This window comes from Paraburkholderia sp. GAS41 (genome assembly GCF_050436545.1).
Taxonomy (GTDB): Bacteria; Pseudomonadota; Gammaproteobacteria; order Burkholderiales; family Burkholderiaceae; genus Paraburkholderia.
In genome coordinates, this window is sequence record NZ_JBNDMK010000002.1 from 192,983 (window position 1) to 209,799 (window position 16,817).

Annotated in this window: 17 protein-coding genes and 1 pseudogene; 8 read left to right on the forward strand and 10 right to left on the reverse strand. The window is 60.6% G+C overall.

Translation table 11 applies throughout. From position 1 onward, the window contains the following. Positions 1-86: 86 nt before the first annotated feature. The 4 genes from P3T43_RS03995 to P3T43_RS04010 all read right to left on the reverse strand — a co-directional run bounded on the left by P3T43_RS03995 (position 87) and on the right by P3T43_RS04010 (position 3,328). Positions 87-314, reverse strand: coding sequence for a hypothetical protein (locus P3T43_RS03995; RefSeq protein ID WP_429279743.1), 228 nt, complete (start codon positions 312-314; stop codon positions 87-89). 561 nt (positions 315-875) lie between these two features. After that, positions 876-1,160, reverse strand: a complete 285-nt coding sequence (locus P3T43_RS04000; RefSeq protein WP_429279744.1) for a hypothetical protein — start codon at positions 1,158-1,160, stop codon at positions 876-878. A 65-nt stretch (positions 1,161-1,225) separates the two neighbouring features. After that, entirely contained in the window at positions 1,226-1,762 is a 537-nt protein-coding gene (locus P3T43_RS04005) for a BON domain-containing protein (RefSeq protein WP_429279745.1), read from the reverse strand. A gap of 93 nt (positions 1,763-1,855) precedes the next feature. Then, positions 1,856-3,328: a sigma-54 interaction domain-containing protein gene (locus P3T43_RS04010; protein ID WP_429279746.1), complete on the reverse strand. Its 1,473-nt coding sequence runs from the start codon at positions 3,326-3,328 to the stop codon at positions 1,856-1,858. Positions 3,329-3,635: 307 nt separating this feature from the next. Between P3T43_RS04010 and P3T43_RS04015 the strand changes: the two genes are divergently transcribed. Continuing rightward, complete coding sequence (locus tag P3T43_RS04015) at positions 3,636-5,036, forward strand: GntP family permease (RefSeq protein WP_429279747.1); 1,401 nt, start codon at positions 3,636-3,638, stop codon at positions 5,034-5,036. A 229-nt stretch (positions 5,037-5,265) separates the two neighbouring features. After that, entirely contained in the window at positions 5,266-5,766 is a 501-nt protein-coding gene (locus tag P3T43_RS04020; RefSeq protein WP_429279748.1) for a helix-turn-helix domain-containing protein, read from the forward strand. Positions 5,767-6,008: 242 nt separating this feature from the next. Here P3T43_RS04020 and P3T43_RS04025 read toward each other — a convergent pair whose 3' ends face one another. Beyond that, positions 6,009-6,923, reverse strand: coding sequence for a zinc-ribbon domain-containing protein (locus P3T43_RS04025; protein WP_429279749.1), 915 nt, complete (start codon positions 6,921-6,923; stop codon positions 6,009-6,011). 71 nt (positions 6,924-6,994) lie between these two features. Between P3T43_RS04025 and P3T43_RS04030 the strand changes: the two are divergent. The 4 genes and pseudogenes from P3T43_RS04030 to P3T43_RS04045 all read left to right on the forward strand — a co-directional run. After that, positions 6,995-8,920 (forward strand): annotated as a pseudogene (locus P3T43_RS04030) (AAA family ATPase); the annotation flags it as partial. An 11-nt stretch (positions 8,921-8,931) separates the two neighbouring features. Then, positions 8,932-9,363, forward strand: coding sequence for a type VI secretion system baseplate subunit TssE (tssE, locus tag P3T43_RS04035; protein ID WP_429279750.1), 432 nt, complete (start codon positions 8,932-8,934; stop codon positions 9,361-9,363). 123 nt (positions 9,364-9,486) lie between these two features. Then, entirely contained in the window at positions 9,487-9,738 is a 252-nt protein-coding gene (bamE, locus tag P3T43_RS04040; protein ID WP_429279751.1) for an outer membrane protein assembly factor BamE domain-containing protein, read from the forward strand. 977 nt (positions 9,739-10,715) lie between these two features. Next, a complete protein-coding gene (locus P3T43_RS04045; protein ID WP_429280153.1) occupies positions 10,716-12,524 on the forward strand; it encodes a methyl-accepting chemotaxis protein in 1,809 nt (602 codons plus the stop codon). An 89-nt stretch (positions 12,525-12,613) separates the two neighbouring features. Here the strand turns inward: P3T43_RS04045 and P3T43_RS04050 are convergent, their stop codons facing one another. Then, positions 12,614-12,907 carry a DUF1330 domain-containing protein gene (locus P3T43_RS04050; RefSeq protein WP_429279752.1) on the reverse strand — a complete coding sequence of 98 codons (294 nt, stop codon included), beginning with the start codon at positions 12,905-12,907 and terminating at the stop codon, positions 12,614-12,616. 150 nt (positions 12,908-13,057) lie between these two features. Continuing rightward, on the reverse strand, positions 13,058-13,540 hold the full coding sequence (locus P3T43_RS04055; RefSeq protein ID WP_429279753.1) for a hypothetical protein: 483 nt from the start codon (positions 13,538-13,540) through the stop codon (positions 13,058-13,060). A gap of 73 nt (positions 13,541-13,613) precedes the next feature. Between P3T43_RS04055 and P3T43_RS04060 the strand changes: the two genes are divergently transcribed. After that, on the forward strand, positions 13,614-14,291 hold the full coding sequence (locus P3T43_RS04060) for a phasin family protein (RefSeq protein WP_429279754.1): 678 nt from the start codon (positions 13,614-13,616) through the stop codon (positions 14,289-14,291). Between the two features lie 105 nt (positions 14,292-14,396). On the opposite strand, the gene P3T43_RS04065 is transcribed toward P3T43_RS04060, so the two are convergent. Next, positions 14,397-14,735: a hypothetical protein gene (locus P3T43_RS04065; protein ID WP_429279755.1), complete on the reverse strand. Its 339-nt coding sequence runs from the start codon at positions 14,733-14,735 to the stop codon at positions 14,397-14,399. A 138-nt stretch (positions 14,736-14,873) separates the two neighbouring features. Continuing rightward, positions 14,874-15,473 carry a J domain-containing protein gene (locus tag P3T43_RS04070; RefSeq protein ID WP_429280154.1) on the reverse strand — a complete coding sequence of 200 codons (600 nt, stop codon included), beginning with the start codon at positions 15,471-15,473 and terminating at the stop codon, positions 14,874-14,876. Between the two features lie 175 nt (positions 15,474-15,648). Here P3T43_RS04070 and P3T43_RS04075 point away from each other — a divergent pair, with 175 nt between their 5' ends. Beyond that, positions 15,649-16,053, forward strand: coding sequence for a RidA family protein (locus P3T43_RS04075; RefSeq protein WP_429279756.1), 405 nt, complete (start codon positions 15,649-15,651; stop codon positions 16,051-16,053). A gap of 45 nt (positions 16,054-16,098) precedes the next feature. Here the strand turns inward: P3T43_RS04075 and P3T43_RS04080 are convergent, their stop codons facing one another. Further along, the gene (locus P3T43_RS04080; RefSeq protein WP_429279757.1) at positions 16,099-16,692 is read right to left on the reverse strand and encodes a hypothetical protein; all 594 of its coding nucleotides are present in this window, start codon (positions 16,690-16,692) and stop codon (positions 16,099-16,101) included. Positions 16,693-16,817 lie beyond the last annotated feature (125 nt).

Sequence of the window (16,817 nt, forward strand, 5' to 3'; positions counted from 1 at the left end):
GTCCCGGCGCAAATCGGCAGAATTTGCAGACTGTCGGCCCGCTCAGTAAAAATGATACGTAACGTTTTGCATCTATCCGCCCAACGTTACCGCACATTTCCTGAAACAGACGCCAGTCCCACGTTTGCCTCAAGCGCGTTGAGCGCGTCATTGAGCCTTCTCACACGGCTTGCCTGCGACGGTACCATAGCCGCGCCCAGTATCGATTTGAGCCGGCCGCGCCAATAAGACAGCGGAATGCGGTCCGCGGCAGAAATGCGCGCAATCACGTGTTCGAGATGTTCAATGTCTTTTTCGAGTTGATGGTGATTCATTTACTTTCCCCGGGAAATTCTGGTCCAGCCCAATGCAAAGCATGAAATGTGCCGCGTGATGCCGTTCGCCGTAGACCGGAAATTTTTCCCACAGGCCTTTCGTCGCTGCATATAGAACGTTGTCGTTTTTTCCACAGACGCGACGACGGGGAGTATTGCTACGACGATAAAGGCAGGCATCGCAGGCTTCCGTTGGCCGCCGCACTGAAGAAGATGAGTTCGTCAATAAAGCAACACGGGACAATAAATCTTATAGCCTTTCGGATTACCGGGGTTGAGGCTGTCGCTATATTTTCTATTTCAGAAGCAAATAGGCGGAAATGAGTCATTCATCACAACATATTCCCGAAACATCATTTTGGCATTACGCCCTGATCAATATGACCGGCTTGTGACCGTATTTATCTTTCGCCGGGCAATTCAACGCAATGCAATGTAAGGCGGATCCCACAACGAAGCTGGCCGCAGCTATTGGCTTCAGATGCATCGCAACGGGTTTTAAATCGACGCGCTGGCCATCGCCTTTAATGCGAGGCCAGCGTGAAGGGCAATGACGGGGCGCTACTGTGCCCGGACGGGGCAGGCATAGATCAAACTGACCGTGCCGTTTTCGCTCGACTGGCGCACCACCTCGAACTGGCCGCCGCAATTGACGCGTGCCTGCTGTGCGCAGGAATCCGAGCCTTCCGGACATTGCACCAGCGTGGTCGGACGACCGTCCGGCAAGAACAGCGGCGGACTGCTGCTACAACCGGCGAGCGTCGCGAGCAAGGCAAGTCCGCTTGTGCCCAGCGCGGTACGCACGACGCGGTCTATACGGGCAGAAAAAGAGTCACTGCGTTTCATTGAGAACCCCGATTCGTTTCTAATTCTTGGACCCAGCGATTGTGCCATGCGCACGTTGCACTGCGTCACTCGTGAGTCGCGGGATTGCTGGCGGGTACGGCGAGAGGTTGATTCGGCGCGGCAAGCGTTTTGTAGGGAAGCGGCCCGCGCCCCTCGGCACTAATGCGGATGAAGACCTGCTCGACATCCGGGATCGCTTCGAGTTGCTGTTGCAGCGCATGGACATCGAACGCACGCGGCGCGCATCCCTCTGCGTAGACAAAGCGACGTTGCACGGTAATCCACACGCTCGTACCGTCGACGGCATGGGTATCGGCGAAGTGCGCGCGGATCGCCGTTGCAATGTCCGCGTCGTACATGTAGGAGTTTGGTCTCGTGCACTTGTGCGCCAGCCAGCAGGTCGTGCCGCGCTCGACACGATAGTGCGCGTCGTCTTCCATTTCCGCACGGGTCGTGAATGGGCCGAGCGGCACCGGGCAGCCGGCGAAGGCTTGCGAGAGCGTGAAAAACGGGTCGTTGTACCAGTTCTTGAATTCAGGCTCCTGCGCGTAAGGCGCAGTGTTCAGCAGGAACAGCAGGATTGCGACAGACCAGGATTTCATGTCACCTCCGACTGCATCGATCGACCATCGACCATCGACCATCGACCCAACGGCTCAAGGCGGTCAACCTCGCCATGCGGCAACCGTCATTACCTAGACTTCAATACCGTACGCCGCGATTTTCTTGTAGAGCGTAGCGCGTCCCATGCCGATCTGCGCGGCAGCGTCAATAACACGTCCGCCGTTGGCGCGTAGCGCCTCACTCAGGAAGCGTTTCTCGAAGTCGGCCATTGCGTCGGCCCACGAAGGCTGAGCCGCGTCCGCCTGTGCCATGGACGCATGCCGTCCACCCTGCGCAACAGCGGTTGCCTTGGCGCCATGGCCACTCGCCTGCACCGGACTGATGAACGACGCGAGGGCATCGGCATCGATGCGCTCGCTATCGGACAACATCACCGCGCGTTCCAGCGTGTTGCGCAATTCACGCACATTGCCGGGCCACGTGTGCGAGCACAAGAGACGCAATGCATCGCCCTGCAATTCGAAATGCGCGCCGCCGTGTACCCGCGCCGACAGGTCTTCGAGCATCGCGTAAGCGAGCGATTCAATATCCGCGATTCGCTCGCGCAAGGGCGGCGCGTGAATGGTCAGCACGTTCAGGCGATAAAACAGGTCCGCGCGAAACCGCCCCGCCGCCACCCGCGCCGGCAAATCGGCCGAAGTGGCTGCGATGATGCGCACGTCGGCGCGCACGATGCGGTTCGACCCGAGCGGCTCGAACTCGTGATCCTGCAGCACGCGCAGCAGCTTGCCCTGCAAGGGCAGCGGCATATCGCCGACCTCGTCGAGAAACAGCGTGCCGCGATGGGCCAGTTCGAATTTCCCAACCCGCCCCTTGCGATCGGCCCCGGTATAGGCGCCGGGTGCAGCGCCGAAGAATTCGACTTCGAGCAACGTGTCGGGAATCGCCGCCACGTTGACCGTCACGAGCGGTTGATTGGCCCGCCCCGACGCGCCATGGATCGCATGCGCCAGCAGTTCCTTGCCGGTGCCGGTCTCGCCGAGCAGCAGTACCGGCGAATCGACCTGGGCCGCACGGCGCCCCTGGCGTTTAACCTCGAGACTCGCCGCGCTCGTCCCCACGAAGCTCGCGAACGTATATTTGGCCCGCCGGGCTTGCGCCAGCGACTGGCGCGTCGCGATCAACTCCTCCTGCAGCCGCGAATAGTGCGAGAACAGCGGCGTCAACGCCTTCAGTTCGTCGAACAGGGCAAAGCCTACGGCGCCCACCGTCGCGCCGCTGTCGTCCTTCAACGGCAGACGCGTGACGACGAGCGGTTCGCGGTCGGTTTCGAGAATATCGAGCAGAATCGGCTTGCCGGTCTTCACGACCTCGCGCATCAAGCTGTTGGGAATCACCGCTTCGCAATCGCGGCCGATTGCCTGGTCTGGATCGGCAAAGCCAAAGCGTGCGGCGTAGCGCTTGTTGATCCACACCACGCGCGCGTCGGCATCGACAATGAACGTCCCCTCACTGAAATTCTCGAAGGTCCGAAACAGCGATTCCATCGCCCGTCGCAGCACCTCGCTGTAATTGGCGGGCAGTCCTGCCCAGTCGTTCATCATCCTGTCGTGGTCTCTGGCTACGCTAGCGGTTGTCTCTATTTGTAGACAAGCTTATCTCAATGCAGAGATTACCGGCAAGCCCACGGAGAAAGCCTTCCCGGTCGATCCGGCGCTCGGCTTGGTTATCGGCATCCCGGAATGGAGACGATTCGGTACAATCGCTCGAACCGCGCCCCGGCGCCGCGCAGCAAAAGCGAGGCGCAAGGCCGGCCTGGCACGCGTGGCACGGAACCTGCATTCGCGGGCCGGTCGCCGTGCCGCCGGGTGCGGACACGTAGAACAACCAAGTTTTGGAGACTCAAACTCAATGTCTTTTGTCATCGTCCTCGCCGCTCTGGCGTTTCTCATGTTTGCCGCCTATCGCGGCTACAGCGTGATTCTGGTCGCGCCGATTGCCGCGCTCGGCGCCGTTCTGCTGACTGATCCCGCTGCTGTCGCGCCGGTGTTCTCCGGCATCTTCATGGAGAAGATGGTCGGCTTCGTGAAGCTCTACTTTCCGGTGTTCATGCTCGGCGCGGTGTTCGGTAAGGTCATTGAACTGTCGGGCTTCTCGGAATCCATCGTGGCCGCAGCGATCCGCTACATTGGCCGCTCGCGGGCCAATGCGGTAATCGTCGCGGTGTGCGCACTGCTCACGTACGGTGGCGTGTCGCTGTTCGTGGTGGTGTTCGCCGTGTATCCGTTCGCGGCCGAGCTGTATCGCCAGAGCAATATTCCGAAGCGCCTGATGCCGGGTGCGATCGCGCTGGGCGCCTTCTCGTTCACGATGGATTCGCTGCCGGGCACGCCGCAAATCCAGAACATCATCCCGACCACCTTCTTCAAGACCACCTCGTGGGCGGCCCCGGCGCTCGGTACGATCGGCTCGGTGTTCATCATCGTCGTCGGCCTGACCTATCTGGAATGGCGCCGGCGCGCGGCGATGGCGAAGGGCGAGGGTTACGGCACGTCGCTCGTCAACGAACCGGAACGCATCGAATCCAAACAGTTGCCGAATCCGCTGCTGGCGGTCGCGCCGCTCGTGCTGGTGGGCGTGGCCAACTTTGCGCTGACCAAGCTGATCCCCGACTGGTACGGCGCATCGTACACAGTCGCGCCGGAAGTCCTGCCCGGCGTTCACGCACCCGTCACGACTGCCATCAAGACCGTGGTCGGGATCTGGGCCGTGGAAGGCGCACTGTTGCTCGGCATCGTGCTGGTCATGCTGACTGCCTTTCGCCGCATGCGTGAACGCTTTGCCAGCGGCACCAAGGCGGCCGTCGGCGGCGCGCTGCTGGCGTCGCTCAATACCGCGTCGGAATATGGCTTTGGCGGTGTGATCGCGGCATTGCCGGGCTTTCTGGTGGTCAGCGATGCGCTCAAAAGCATTCCTAATCCGCTCGTCAACGCAGCCGTGTCGGTTAGCTCGCTCGCTGGGATTACCGGGTCGGCGTCAGGCGGCATGAGTATCGCGCTGGCCGCCATGTCGGACACCTTCATCAAGGCGGCGACCGCGGCGCATATCCCGATGGAAGTGCTGCACCGCGTGGTGGCCATGGCAAGCGGCGGCATGGATACGCTGCCGCACAACGGCGCCGTGATTACGCTGCTGGCCGTGACCGGATTGACGCACCGCGAGTCGTATCGCGACATCTTCGCGGTGACGATCATCAAGACGCTGGCCGTGTTTTTTGTGATTGCCGTGTATTACACGACTGGGCTGGTTTAAGTCCCGTTGCGATATTGAATGAATGTGCTGACAACACCGGAGTTTAAGTTTGAAATCAAACTTCGGTGTTCCCGCACACCACCCTTGCACGGTAAGATTGACCGCATTTCCCGAGCCCGTCGACGCACGAACCCTAAACTTGAGGTTGTGCCAGTTCACTTCGCGGCGCTCGCCTCCAGAATCACCCCCCACGCTAATTGGGCGTCCGTGTGAGTTGCATGGCGACTACATGCCGAAACAGAACGAGGAAGCCGAGAACCGTAGTGCGAGCGGTCGCTTGTCGCGCGCCGCAAGACGAGTTCGAGAGAGCAGAAACTTAACACTCGTTGAAGCCGCTGCTGCCACTGGTATAAGTCGAAATACGCTTTTTTTGATAGAAACCAAAGCTGCCAACGCTCGGCTCAGTACCATCGATTCGCTGGCTCAGTTCATGAACGTGGGCCCGAGCCAGCTACTTGAGAAGTCGCCATGCTTGACTCCGCAGCTCCAAGACCGCCATGCGCTGTTAACGATCGTCGCTGAAAATATCGCGGCCTTTCGGGCGTCGACCAATATTTCACAAGAGGCGCTCGGAGAGGCAGCCGGCCTTGCTAAAGGCTACGTCTCCCTGATAGAGGTGTCTGCGCCCGACCTTAGGATCAACACTGTCGAGGCCATCGCTCACGTGCTCGGGATAGACGTCACATTCCTTCTCGCTGACAGCCGCGAAGGTCTGCGCGCGGTCCGTTAAGCGCGAACGCCCGTCCCTAGAAGAAAGCCCGCTTCGCTTGCACGGTCATCCGTCCCGCTCCGGAGGAATTCCAAGGGGAATCCGGTCGCCTATGCGTCCTGCGCGAGCGGTTGATTGCGGACCACGCCCTTCAGATCGCCGATGCCGGCCGTGCATTCACGCTCATTCATGACCGTCCCTCTCCTCCTCATGTGCGTCTGGCCGTGAACGCCATGCGCTCATGGTTACCTCTTGCCCTGGTTTCACAGCCTGATCGGCACGGCACCTTTGCTACGCCGGCGATTGCGAGCCATACGCCTGCTTTCCCAAGCACACTCCGGGCACCAGCTGCCCCGCCACACGCTGTTCACTGTGGCCTTCCACAGGTGGCCCTTCGCGCACTCCAGTTCGAGCTTGCCGTGCACTCCGGGGTAAGCCGTGGACAGGCATCGCCCGCCGCGTGACTTCGCCAGATCCTGCATCTGTTCGATCGTGCGGGTTCGCGCTTTCACCGCACAGCGGTGACACCACTGCCCCTTGCTCACACGAAACCATGGTGCGGACCACGTATGTCCCTCGGCGCACTGCCAATCTAGCGGCGTTTCCTTGTCGACGTAGGCGGACAGACATCGTCCACCGCGCTCGACGGCCGCGCGTTCGATATCTTCCTGGCGCGGCTTGATGCGCTCGAAATGACAGGCTTGGCACCAGTCACCCCCGAGCACGCCCTCGAAGTTGGCGCGCCATTCATGGCCGGCGGCGCAACGCCAGCGCAGCTTCGCCCGACCGTTCTGATAACTGGTCGACAGGCACAGACCGCCGTGCTGCGCGGCGAGCGTGCGTGCCTCGTCGATCGAGTGCACGGTTGCACGCGTGTAGTGGCAGGCCTGACACCAGCCGCCACGCCGCAGCACCACGATGGACAGCTGGAAACGGTGTCCGGCGGCGCATTCGAACCCGAGCGGTACCTTGCTACCCTCGTAGTCCGGCGACAGACATTGACCGCCCCATGCCCGGCCGATGTTCTGGATAGCGACAATGGCCCGCTCGCCATAGTCGGCGGCATAGATGTCCAGCCGGAGCATTTCCTCAATTGCGCGTTGTACCAGCGTGCGGGTCTGCGCGGGAACCAGCTGCGACCATGCGGCACTTGGGACCGCCTTTGCAACAGTTGTCATGGCGTTCAGTCTCTTACTATCCTGCCACCCTTATCGGAGCCGTCACTTTTTTGAGCCATCGTTCGACGCGACGAGTTCTCACGCTCGACCTCGGCCTGCTACAGGCAGGCGCGGGCGTAAAAGGCGAATTCGAACAGCGCCTGAAGAACGTGATCGAGGAAGTGCAAGCCTCGCCGGTACCGATCCTGCTGTTTATTGACGAAGCGCACACGATCATCGGCGCCGGCAACGCCGCCGGCGGGGCCGATGCAGCGAACCTGCTCAAGCCTGCGCTCGCGCGCGGCGAGCTACGCACCATCGCGGCGACCACCTGGTCCGAATACAAGGAGTACTTTGAGCGCGATGCCGCACTCGAGCGACGCTTCCAGCTCATCAAGGTCGACGAGCCAGACGATGCCGCAGCGTGCCTGATGTTGCGCGAACTGGCGAGCCGATACGCCAAGTACCACAACGTGCATATCCGTGACGAAGCACTTGTCGCGGCCGTCAAGCTTTCGCGCCGCTACATTCCCTCGCGGCAACTGCCCGACAAGGTGGTGGACCTGATCGACACTGCCGCAGCCCGCGTACGCATGGGGCTCGAGTCGCCGCCGGCTGAAGTTCAGCGCGCCCGCGCATTGGTCGCCGCATTGGAAACTGAACTCGCCACACTCGATGCTGATCGCGAGGCAGGGGTTCAGGACGTCGATGCGCGGCGCCACGACCTGGCCACAGCGCTCGGGAGTGCAAACGCCGGACTGGAAAGCCTGCAGCAGCGTTACTCACACGAGCTGGAACTGGTCAACGTGCTGCACTGCGAACGCGAAATTCGCCGCACGGCAGGTGACGTAGCCAGCCCTGGCGACGCGCTCGCAGGCGCACGACACGCCCTCTCGGAAGCGCAAGGCAAAACGCCACTGGTGTTTGCGGACGTCGACGCGCAAGCGATTGCGCGCGTCGTCGCGGAGTGGACCGGCGTGCCTGTTGGCAATCTGGTCGATGACGAACTCAAAAGTCTGCTGGCGATAGAGGAGAATCTGGGCGCACGCGTGGTGGCGCAGGACGACGCGCTTGCCGCACTCGCGGAAAATCTGCGCACGGCGAAGGCCGGGCTCAGGAACGAACATGCACCGCTCGGGGTGTTTCTGCTGGCTGTCCCGTCCGGGGTCGGAAAGACCGAAACGGCGCTGGCACTGGCCGACCTCCTGTTCGGGGGCGAGGCCGCGCTTACGACTATCAACATGTCGGAGTACCAGGAAGCGCATACGGTATCCCAGCTCAAAGGCTCGCCGCCAGGCTACGTCGGCTATGGCCGCGGTGGGGTGCTGACTGAAGCGGTACGCCAGCGCCCGTACAGCGTGGTGCTGCTCGACGAGGTCGAGAAGGCGCATCGTGATGTGCTCGACATTTTCTATCAGGTCTTCGATCGCGGCACAATGCGCGACGGTGAAGGACGCGAGATTGACTTTCGCAACTGCGTGATCCTGATGACGTCCAACCTCGGCAGCGCGCAGATCGACGAGGCCACCGCCGGAAATCCGACGATCCCGCAGGGCGAGTTGCTCGAGGCCATTCACCCGTCGCTCGTTGCGCACTTTCAGCCGGCCCTGCTCGCGCGCTTCCAGACGCTTGTCTACCGGCCGCTCGATGCCGATGCGCTCGCGTTGATTGTGCAACTGAAGGTCGCGAAGATCGCCGAACGCCTGCACCGCCAGTATGGCATCGCGCTCACCTTCGATGAGGAGTTGACCCACTCGCTGGCACAGCTGTGCCTCGCGCGTGAATCGGGTGCGCGTACCGTCGACGCGTTCCTGAACCAGCGCATCCTGCCAGCTGTGTCGCGCGAGCTGCTCTCGCGGATGGCCGAAGGTTCAATGCCAGCCGGGATCAGTCTTTCGATGTCCGGAGAAGGCAACCTGGTGATCGACTTTATCGCTCAAGGTGATGCGGCAAGTGTCGACGGGCCGGGCGGTGATCCGGTTTCAGCCGGTACCGCAAATAGCCCGGCCACTAGCTGAAGGAGCGCGCGATGCCGGCTGGCCCTTCCCTGTATGACATGCTGCTTGGCCACATCGGGGGCGAGCCGCTCAGCGCCCATGACGACAGGACGCTCGAAATCCTGAGCGTCCAGCAGAATATCCGTCGTATCCTGAATGCGCGCGCGGGGTCCCTCAAGCACCTGCCCGATTTCGGGCTGCCCGATCTCACGAACATTTTCAAGGCCCTGCCAGCATCGTCGCATCTGCTCAAACAGGAGATGGAAGCCACGCTGCTGAAATACGAACCGCGGATTCGTGCGATCGACGTCGACATCATCGAAAGCGACGATCCCGGCGTCTCGGTCAGTTACGAAATGACCTGCCATCTGAAGAGGGCGGGACTCGTGCGGTTCGGTACGTATTTCGAGCCGCCCGGTCGGATGCGAGTTGAGCGGGTACAGCAGGCAAAGTCCGACCAGTGACCGCAGGCATCGTGGGCGAGTAGAACGTCCCCTAATCATCGAACCGGGCAGCCCCGTGATTTCAATGCACGATTACGACGATGGCGCGAATATTGGCGCGGTCCCAACGGCACGAGAACCTACATGCTCGACTTTGCGCCAGACGGCACGCTGTCCACCATTGCGCAGGCGCTCACCGCGGAGAATTTCGCGAGAGTAGTGCCGGGAATGTCGAAGGACGACGTACGCCGGCTGCTTGGCAAACCTGCGACGGTCGCGCGTTACGCACTGAGCAACGACGACGTGTGGAGCTGGCATTGGGCGGACGGCGGCTATCCGGGCGACTCGATGTTCGATGCACAGTTTTCGGTTGATGGCGTCGTCACGACGAAGTGAACGCCGCTGATGTGGGAAAAGAAGCGGAGCAAATGCCTCAATACTAAGCCCGGCGGCCGGGAGTCGTCCCTAGCCGACGATTTTGATTCAGGCCAACGTGCCTCACGACCACGTTGGCTTTTTTGCGCTCAACATGAGACAGGCGACGACAGCTCGGTGTCACGGGAAGATTTGAGCCGTTGCCTGCCACCCTGCATCTCATCTACGGCATCTGTCAAATGGTGAGTCTTTACGGGACGGTCGACCAGACATTCGCCGATCTCATTCGAGATAGCGAAACGCGAAGTAGTCGGCGAGCCGCCTGGATCAATGTCGACGCCACAGTTACTCCCGCCTGAACGAGCAATTAGCAAACGGCCCCAGTTCTCGGCAAACCCTCCAACGCGGCCGTTGTACGTTCACGGCCCATGCAACCCTTGCCGCACAAGGCTCCCGTCGAATGCAATAGCGCGCAACTGTCAAACTTCTACCAAAATTATGCAATCAGCCAAATTTCCCTTACCTGACGTTTCGGCTTCCGCAGGAATTCGGTAAGATTTCCGCGTACAACCAGCCAAACTTCATGCACTGTCAAACTTCGATTTTGGCGTTGTCAGCAGAATGATTGCGTCCGCAAATCGATTTGAGGACGCAATCAAGGACCATCTCAAGCGCAAACCAGGTGGGCGAAAACTCGCGCTAACCTGACATCTCATCAAGGTGGGCGACCGCCCGGTCGATTCCCCACATACAACATCTAATCCCCAGCACCCTATCGAAGCCAAATAACCGCTTCAGATGATGGGCAAACCGCCCGCATATTGACAGTTTTATTTTGGCGACAGATTAAATACGGTTTTCCCTTATCGAATGCGTTGGGGCCGCTCTCAGTCGACGATCTCGCTGAGTTCGTAAGGCCATCACGGACGCCTGCCAACCGCAGTAAAACGTTCCGCGATTGGCAATAGAAACTCGTTTGGATAAATATAAAAATGACCATGCCGGGAACCTTGCGTGCACGCATTATTGCGACGTGTGTCGCCATAGTCGTGGGCGCGCTCACTTGTTCGGGAATCATTTCTTACACCATCAATTCGCGCGTCGATGAATCCACATTAAAAGAAAATCTGCGCACGATTACCAAGGGAAATGCCCAGGCTCTCGACGAGTGGATTGCCTCCCGCTCGATGGCGGTAGAGGCTTTTACGCCGGAGGACCTGACCGAGCCCGTACGGGCGCTGAAGCAGCTCGAGGCGTCGGGCGGCTTCGTGCTCGCCTACGTGGGTCTGGCCGACAGGCATGTTGCTGTTTTCTCCCACGACGTCGGCTTCCCGCCTGACTATGATCCGACCAAGGGTTCGTGGTATCCCGAGGCGGTTGCTGCCGGCAAGCTGTTTGTGCCGACGCCTTACACCGACGAAATATCCAAGAAGCTGGTGCTGACCTTCGAGCGTCCCGTTCTGGACGGCGGACAGGTCAAGGCAGTCGTAGCCGCCGATGTCAATCTCGACCGCGTCGACGCGATCGTCAGCGGGATCCACCCTTCGCCGGCGAGCTTCGCCTTCATCGTCGACAATCAGGGAAAAATCATTTCCCACCCGGAAGCCAGGTTCGACCTGAAACCGGCGACCACGCTCTCCGCCGGACTCACCCGGTCCGCGCTGGACCGTTTGTCGTCCAATGCTGACCCGGTCGAAGTGGAGGTGGACGGGGAGCCCAAACTGCTTCAGGCGGAACCCATCGCGGGGACGAACTGGCAACTCGTGGTCGCGCTCGACAAGAACGATGCCATGGCGGCTGTGCATAACAGCGTGCGTGCGACGCTGGTGGCGGCGCTGGTCATTTCCCTGATCGCCGGTCTGCTCGGCAGCGTGGCAACGGCGTCGGCTTTCCGCCGGCTCTCGGAGGTACGCGCGGCCATGGACGATATCGGCTCAGGCGATGGCGACCTGACCAAACGTCTGCCTGTCCACGGTCACGACGAGGTTGCCCAGATTGCGGTTTCGTTCAACGCCTTTGCCGACAAATTGTCGAACGTGCTGCGCGAGATCCGTACCACGAGCGATTCTGTGAAGGTGGCTGCGGCGGAAATCTCCCACGGTAACCGCGATCTGTCGGCGCGTACCGAGCAGGCGGCGGCAGGCCTCGAGGAAACCGCCGGAACCATGGAAGAACTGGCGGGAACGATGCGCAACTCCGCGGATGCGGCGAGCCGCGCCGGCGAGATGGCTCAACAGGCATCGAGCGTGGCCAAGCAGGGCGGCACGGTGGTCGCTGACGTGGTTTCAACCATGGGGGAAATCGCCGTCGCGTCGTCGCGCATCCAGGACATCATTGGCGTGATCGACGGCATCGCATTTCAGACGAACATCCTGGCACTGAATGCGGCAGTCGAAGCCGCCCGCGCCGGTGAACAGGGCCGAGGTTTTGCCGTCGTGGCCGGCGAAGTGCGCTCACTCGCATTACGCAGCGCCCAGGCGGCCAAGCAGATCAAGGACCTCATCATCGACTCCGTGAATCGCGTCGATGCCGGAACACGGCTGGTACAGCGGGCGGGCACAACCATGGCGGATATCGTCGCGAACGTGCAAAAGGTGACCGACACGCTGCGGGAGATTTCGGCGGCCGCGTCCGAGCAAAGCGCGGGCATTCTCCAGGTCAATCAGGCGGTCGCTCAGCTCGACAACGTGACCCAGCAGAACGCATCACTCGTCGAACAGGCAACTGGGGCGTCCGATCTGCTGCACGAGCAGGCGAGCCGCCTTGCCGAAGTGGTGGGGCAGTTCCAGCTTGAACATCGGGCGTAAAACAGATCGGCGCAAGTAGGAAATGCGTGCGGCCGAACCTCCATGAGATTCGGCCGCATCCGTTTGCACGGTTCTACCGCGAGAAACGCTTACTCCGCGCCTTCGACGATACGGAAATCCCGTTCGACGGCGTCACCGAGTACCTTCACTGCCGCCTGATATTCAGCGCTTTCAAACGCGGCCACTGCCTTCTCGAGACTATCGAACTCAATCAGGACGGTACGCTCAGCAATGCCTGCACCGTGAGCAAAGGCCGCGACTCCGCGAGCGAGAATGCGTCCACCGCCAGCAAGAATCGCCGGAGTGGCGAGCTTCGAATACTCAGCGAGTTGTTCCGGCTTGAATACTTTGCGATACGCCGAAACCCAATAACTTTTTGCCATCATGCTCTCCGTTTGCGTCGCCACTGAGTGCGAATTGAATTACCTGACGACGTGACTTCTGCCAGGTATCGGGCAGCCACGTCGCGTATGCCAATGCATCAAAGAATGATACGACATCAGGTTCAATGTCGCTGTGGGCGCGCTATCGCCTCACTTACACAGCGAAAACGCTTCCCGCGCGGCAATATCGCCATTGCCGTAGATCCCGACGACCGTGCAATCGGCGGCAACGCATTCATACGTGCTGTCCTGAAACGTCAGGACGTAATGCCGAAAACCGTCCTGGGCCGAATCCGGACCCCACGAATCGGCCACCAGCGACGAATTCACGATCTCATGCGCCGAATAGGCGCGTAAGCCGTGCGCGGCAAGTGGGTGAGCATGAAGCCCCTCGTCGTTGGGCGGTCCGAATTGATGGAACGCTGCCGCGGAGAATTCGACCGCGCAAAACGGGTCGTCATCCTCGTCGAACGGACCGAAGCGCTCGAACCCCGCCTCGGCGATCCGATACGCAATCACGACACGCCGCTCATTGGCCACTACAAACGGCTCCGGGGCGTCGGCGGCCGGACTCGGCACGCCGTCCAGCAGAACAACCTGGTCCTGCTGATCTGAATCAAGGGTGCTGTTCATCGGCGTCATCCGGCTCCTTTCCGCAATCACCTGTGAATGGGTCGCACTATGCCACGGTGGCAGGCCGCGGGCTATGATCCGCTTCGTGAAGACAACGTTGGGTCACGATCCTCACCGAAATCGGTTGACATCCCAAAAATCCCCCGTACAATGGGTTTTGTTGCACTGCAGCAATCAACCTTCAGTCCTTGCGGCGCGCGGATCTTGTGGTATTCAGAGCCCCCTCGCACTTGCCGCCTTACCCTTTGGAGCAGTGATGAGCACGCCTACCCCCCAACAATTGATCGCCGCACAACAAGCCAGCCTGGAAACCCTGTTCGGCTTCGCGAACCAGGCTTTTGCAAGCTTCGAAAAGCTGGTTGCACTGAATCTGCAAACCGCCAAGACGTCGCTGGCCGAAACGCAAGCTATCGCGACCAAGGCTATTTCGGTGAAAGATCCGAGCGAACTGATCGCGCTGTCGGCGAGCCTGTCGCAACCCGCGTCGGAAAAAGCGGCTGCCTACGGTCGTCACGTTCATGAAATCCTGTCGAGCGCGCAAGCTGAATTCTCGAGCGCAGCCACGGCACAGTTTCAGAAAGCCCAGAAAGAAACCCAAGGCTTCATCGAAAGCCTCGCCAAGAATGCCCCGGCGGGTAGCGAAGGTGCTGTAGCCGCGTGGAATTCGGCTTTCTCGGCAGCTAACGCCACCTACGAATCGGCTAGCAAGGCTGCCAAGCAATTCGTGGCAACTGTCTCGGCCGGCGCGTAACGTTTCGTTCGCAGCCAGCAGGCAGTCCAGCATTTCAAAAAGCGAACTTCGGTTCGCTTTTTGTTTTTGTGCGTGCGGGTCAGCGCTGATCGTCAGCGAGTCACTTCACGCCGGCGCAAAAATCACAGCTTGCCGGTCTTCGATATACCGATGCGTTCGCGTGAAGCGATACACCTGGCCATCGGCGGTGATCCGGTTCATACCCGGCGCGGTAAGCGCAAGCATCTCCTCGGCAAGATGAGCTGCGACTGCATCGCTGCTCGACAGCGTGTCGAGCGAGTTTTCAGGGTCGCCGATGTACACGGAACGTTGACTCGTGCCATACCGCATGACGACTACGGCCTGACCGGCGTCGAGCGCCAGTTCGAGATAGTTGGCGAGTTCCCGCAGCGACGCGGGCGTGCTCGTGTACATCGCGTAGGCTGAACCGGCTGCTGTTGTCATCGCACCGTTCCCCCGTCAAATGTGCACGTCAAGAGACGACAGACCCGTCTCTTCTCCGATCCGGCACACTTCTACTATAAGCAATGCCAGCGCAGGGACGTCCCTCTTTTTTTGACGCCGGCTACCATGGCGCGCCGCTCAGAATTTCAGACTGTTCAAAAATTGAAACCACAGTCCGCCCAGGCTACCGCCCTGCGCGGCCGCAGTGTGATCGTCTCGCGCCGCAGCATGCTCGACTGGCTGCATGGGTTCATCCGCGACCGGTTCCTCGGGCACACTTTTCTGTTGGCGCGACGCATGCAGTGCCAACACGCTGTCCGCGATCTGCGCTGCGCGGGTGGTATCGCACTGGTGCCCTAGCAGTACGCCGAATACCACGTCGCGGTTGTAGCCTTCGTCCGCAAACCGCATGGCAAGCGAAACCATCCTCGCGTACACGGCCTGATCGGCGGCCCGGGCCGCTTCTTCGCGCTCGGCCCGTTCTCGCTCTTCACGCTGGTGGTGCGCTTCCCACTCGCGCATCTGCTCGGCAAATACCGCGTCGTACACCTGACGTTGCGCCGTATCGGACAAGATGCCATAGGCGTCCTTGATGTCCTGAAACGCGGCGCGGGCCGTCTCTTCCGCGCCGGCGTTGCGATCCGGATGCCAGCGCATGGCGGCCTTCCGATATGCCCGCTTGATCTCGTCTTCCGTGGCGCTCGGCTGAACGCCCAGCTTGTCGTAAAGGGTTGCCATCGTTGGCCCGATCTTCAGTTGCGTCGCGAACCATCGTAGCATGCAAAAAATGGTGCCCGCGTGACATTGCGCAGGGTGGTGTCGTGCCAGCCACAGCCATTTTGGCGGGTTACTTTTGACCTGACCGGCAAACCCGGCTATTTCAACGTCAACGTTGCGAAGGGAGAGAAGAGGTATGACGCAAGGCCCTACATTCTGGATGATTCCGAACGCGCCAACACCTGTAGCCCCGTTTTCGCACGCGAGCGAAAGCGATGACGGATGGGTATTCGTGACGGGACAGATGCCCACTTCGCCCACCGACGACGCCGCCTCGCTGCCTGACGGAGTGGTCGCGCAGACCCGGCGCGTCATGGACAATCTGAAGATCGTGCTTGAAGGTGTCGGGCTCGGGCTACAACACGTGCTGGTGGCACGCATTTTCCTCACCGAGTTCAAGCGCGATTACGCGGCGATGAACGACGCCTATCGCGCTTACTTCCCGCAGGACGCGTTGCCTGCCCGAACCTGCATTGGTGTCACGGGCCTCGCACGTGACGCGCTCGTGGAGATCGACTTCATCGCGAAACGGCCAGGATGAATCTGGCCGGATCCGCGCACATTGCAAACGCGTGAGAACCGCGCGTTAGAAGTGGTAAGTAATGCCCACTTTCACGATCGGGTAAAAGCGCAAGCGGTCCGCGGTGTTCTGCAGCGATTGCTTCTCGGCGTCGACGTTTGCCTGCCCTGCTTCGGCGACGATGTCGGCCGGCACGTCGAAGTCCACGCGCGGTTTACCGTAGGCGACGCCGGCATCGACAAACATCGAGAAGCCCTTCATGGCAAGCGGCGAATGCCCGAAGCCGATACCCAGGTATGGACGTACGACCGGGAATTTCGCCTTCGCGTGAATGCTCTCGCCGAGAGTCGAATACTTCACGCCATTGATGGTGTACGTGCCCGACATACTGGTTGCGTCCGCATCCACATTGTCGCCGCCAATCAGCACACCGGCCGTGAAGCGAAACGGCACGACACCTGGAGCGGGGAAGAAATCGCCGTAGAGGCCGCCATGCGCAAGCGTCGCCGTACCGTCGTAGTGCAAGCCACCCGAATTGAAGCTATGGGAGAAACTGAAGCCGTTGAATTCCGCGCGAACGTTGGCGACCGAGCCGAGCGCATGCCCGTAACCCACGCCGCCGCCTTCGGTGCCGATCTGTCCATATACTTCATCCGCCATGGCAAGTGGTCCATACAACGTGCTAAGGCCTACGAGCAAAGCAACAACGACGCGTTTCATCGTACTCATTCCGTAAGATTGGGTCAGGCGTGGAGACAAGGCTGAGGCGGGCAGAGTTACCCGAG

Coding starts and splice junctions, on each gene's coding strand:
- P3T43_RS03995 (WP_429279743.1), bottom strand. CDS start 314: ATGAATCACCATCAACTCGAAAAAGACATTGAACATCTCGAACACGTG.
- P3T43_RS04000 (WP_429279744.1), bottom strand. CDS start 1,160: ATGAAACGCAGTGACTCTTTTTCTGCCCGTATAGACCGCGTCGTGCGT.
- P3T43_RS04005 (WP_429279745.1), bottom strand. CDS start 1,762: ATGAAATCCTGGTCTGTCGCAATCCTGCTGTTCCTGCTGAACACTGCG.
- P3T43_RS04010 (WP_429279746.1), bottom strand. CDS start 3,328: ATGATGAACGACTGGGCAGGACTGCCCGCCAATTACAGCGAGGTGCTG.
- P3T43_RS04015 (WP_429279747.1), top strand. CDS start 3,636: ATGTCTTTTGTCATCGTCCTCGCCGCTCTGGCGTTTCTCATGTTTGCC.
- P3T43_RS04020 (WP_429279748.1), top strand. CDS start 5,266: ATGCCGAAACAGAACGAGGAAGCCGAGAACCGTAGTGCGAGCGGTCGC.
- P3T43_RS04025 (WP_429279749.1), bottom strand. CDS start 6,923: ATGACAACTGTTGCAAAGGCGGTCCCAAGTGCCGCATGGTCGCAGCTG.
- tssE (WP_429279750.1), top strand. CDS start 8,932: ATGCCGGCTGGCCCTTCCCTGTATGACATGCTGCTTGGCCACATCGGG.
- bamE (WP_429279751.1), top strand. CDS start 9,487: ATGCTCGACTTTGCGCCAGACGGCACGCTGTCCACCATTGCGCAGGCG.
- P3T43_RS04045 (WP_429280153.1), top strand. CDS start 10,716: ATGCCGGGAACCTTGCGTGCACGCATTATTGCGACGTGTGTCGCCATA.
- P3T43_RS04050 (WP_429279752.1), bottom strand. CDS start 12,907: ATGGCAAAAAGTTATTGGGTTTCGGCGTATCGCAAAGTATTCAAGCCG.
- P3T43_RS04055 (WP_429279753.1), bottom strand. CDS start 13,540: ATGAACAGCACCCTTGATTCAGATCAGCAGGACCAGGTTGTTCTGCTG.
- P3T43_RS04060 (WP_429279754.1), top strand. CDS start 13,614: ATGATCCGCTTCGTGAAGACAACGTTGGGTCACGATCCTCACCGAAAT.
- P3T43_RS04065 (WP_429279755.1), bottom strand. CDS start 14,735: ATGACAACAGCAGCCGGTTCAGCCTACGCGATGTACACGAGCACGCCC.
- P3T43_RS04070 (WP_429280154.1), bottom strand. CDS start 15,473: ATGGCAACCCTTTACGACAAGCTGGGCGTTCAGCCGAGCGCCACGGAA.
- P3T43_RS04075 (WP_429279756.1), top strand. CDS start 15,649: ATGACGCAAGGCCCTACATTCTGGATGATTCCGAACGCGCCAACACCT.
- P3T43_RS04080 (WP_429279757.1), bottom strand. CDS start 16,692: ATGGCGGATGAAGTATATGGACAGATCGGCACCGAAGGCGGCGGCGTG.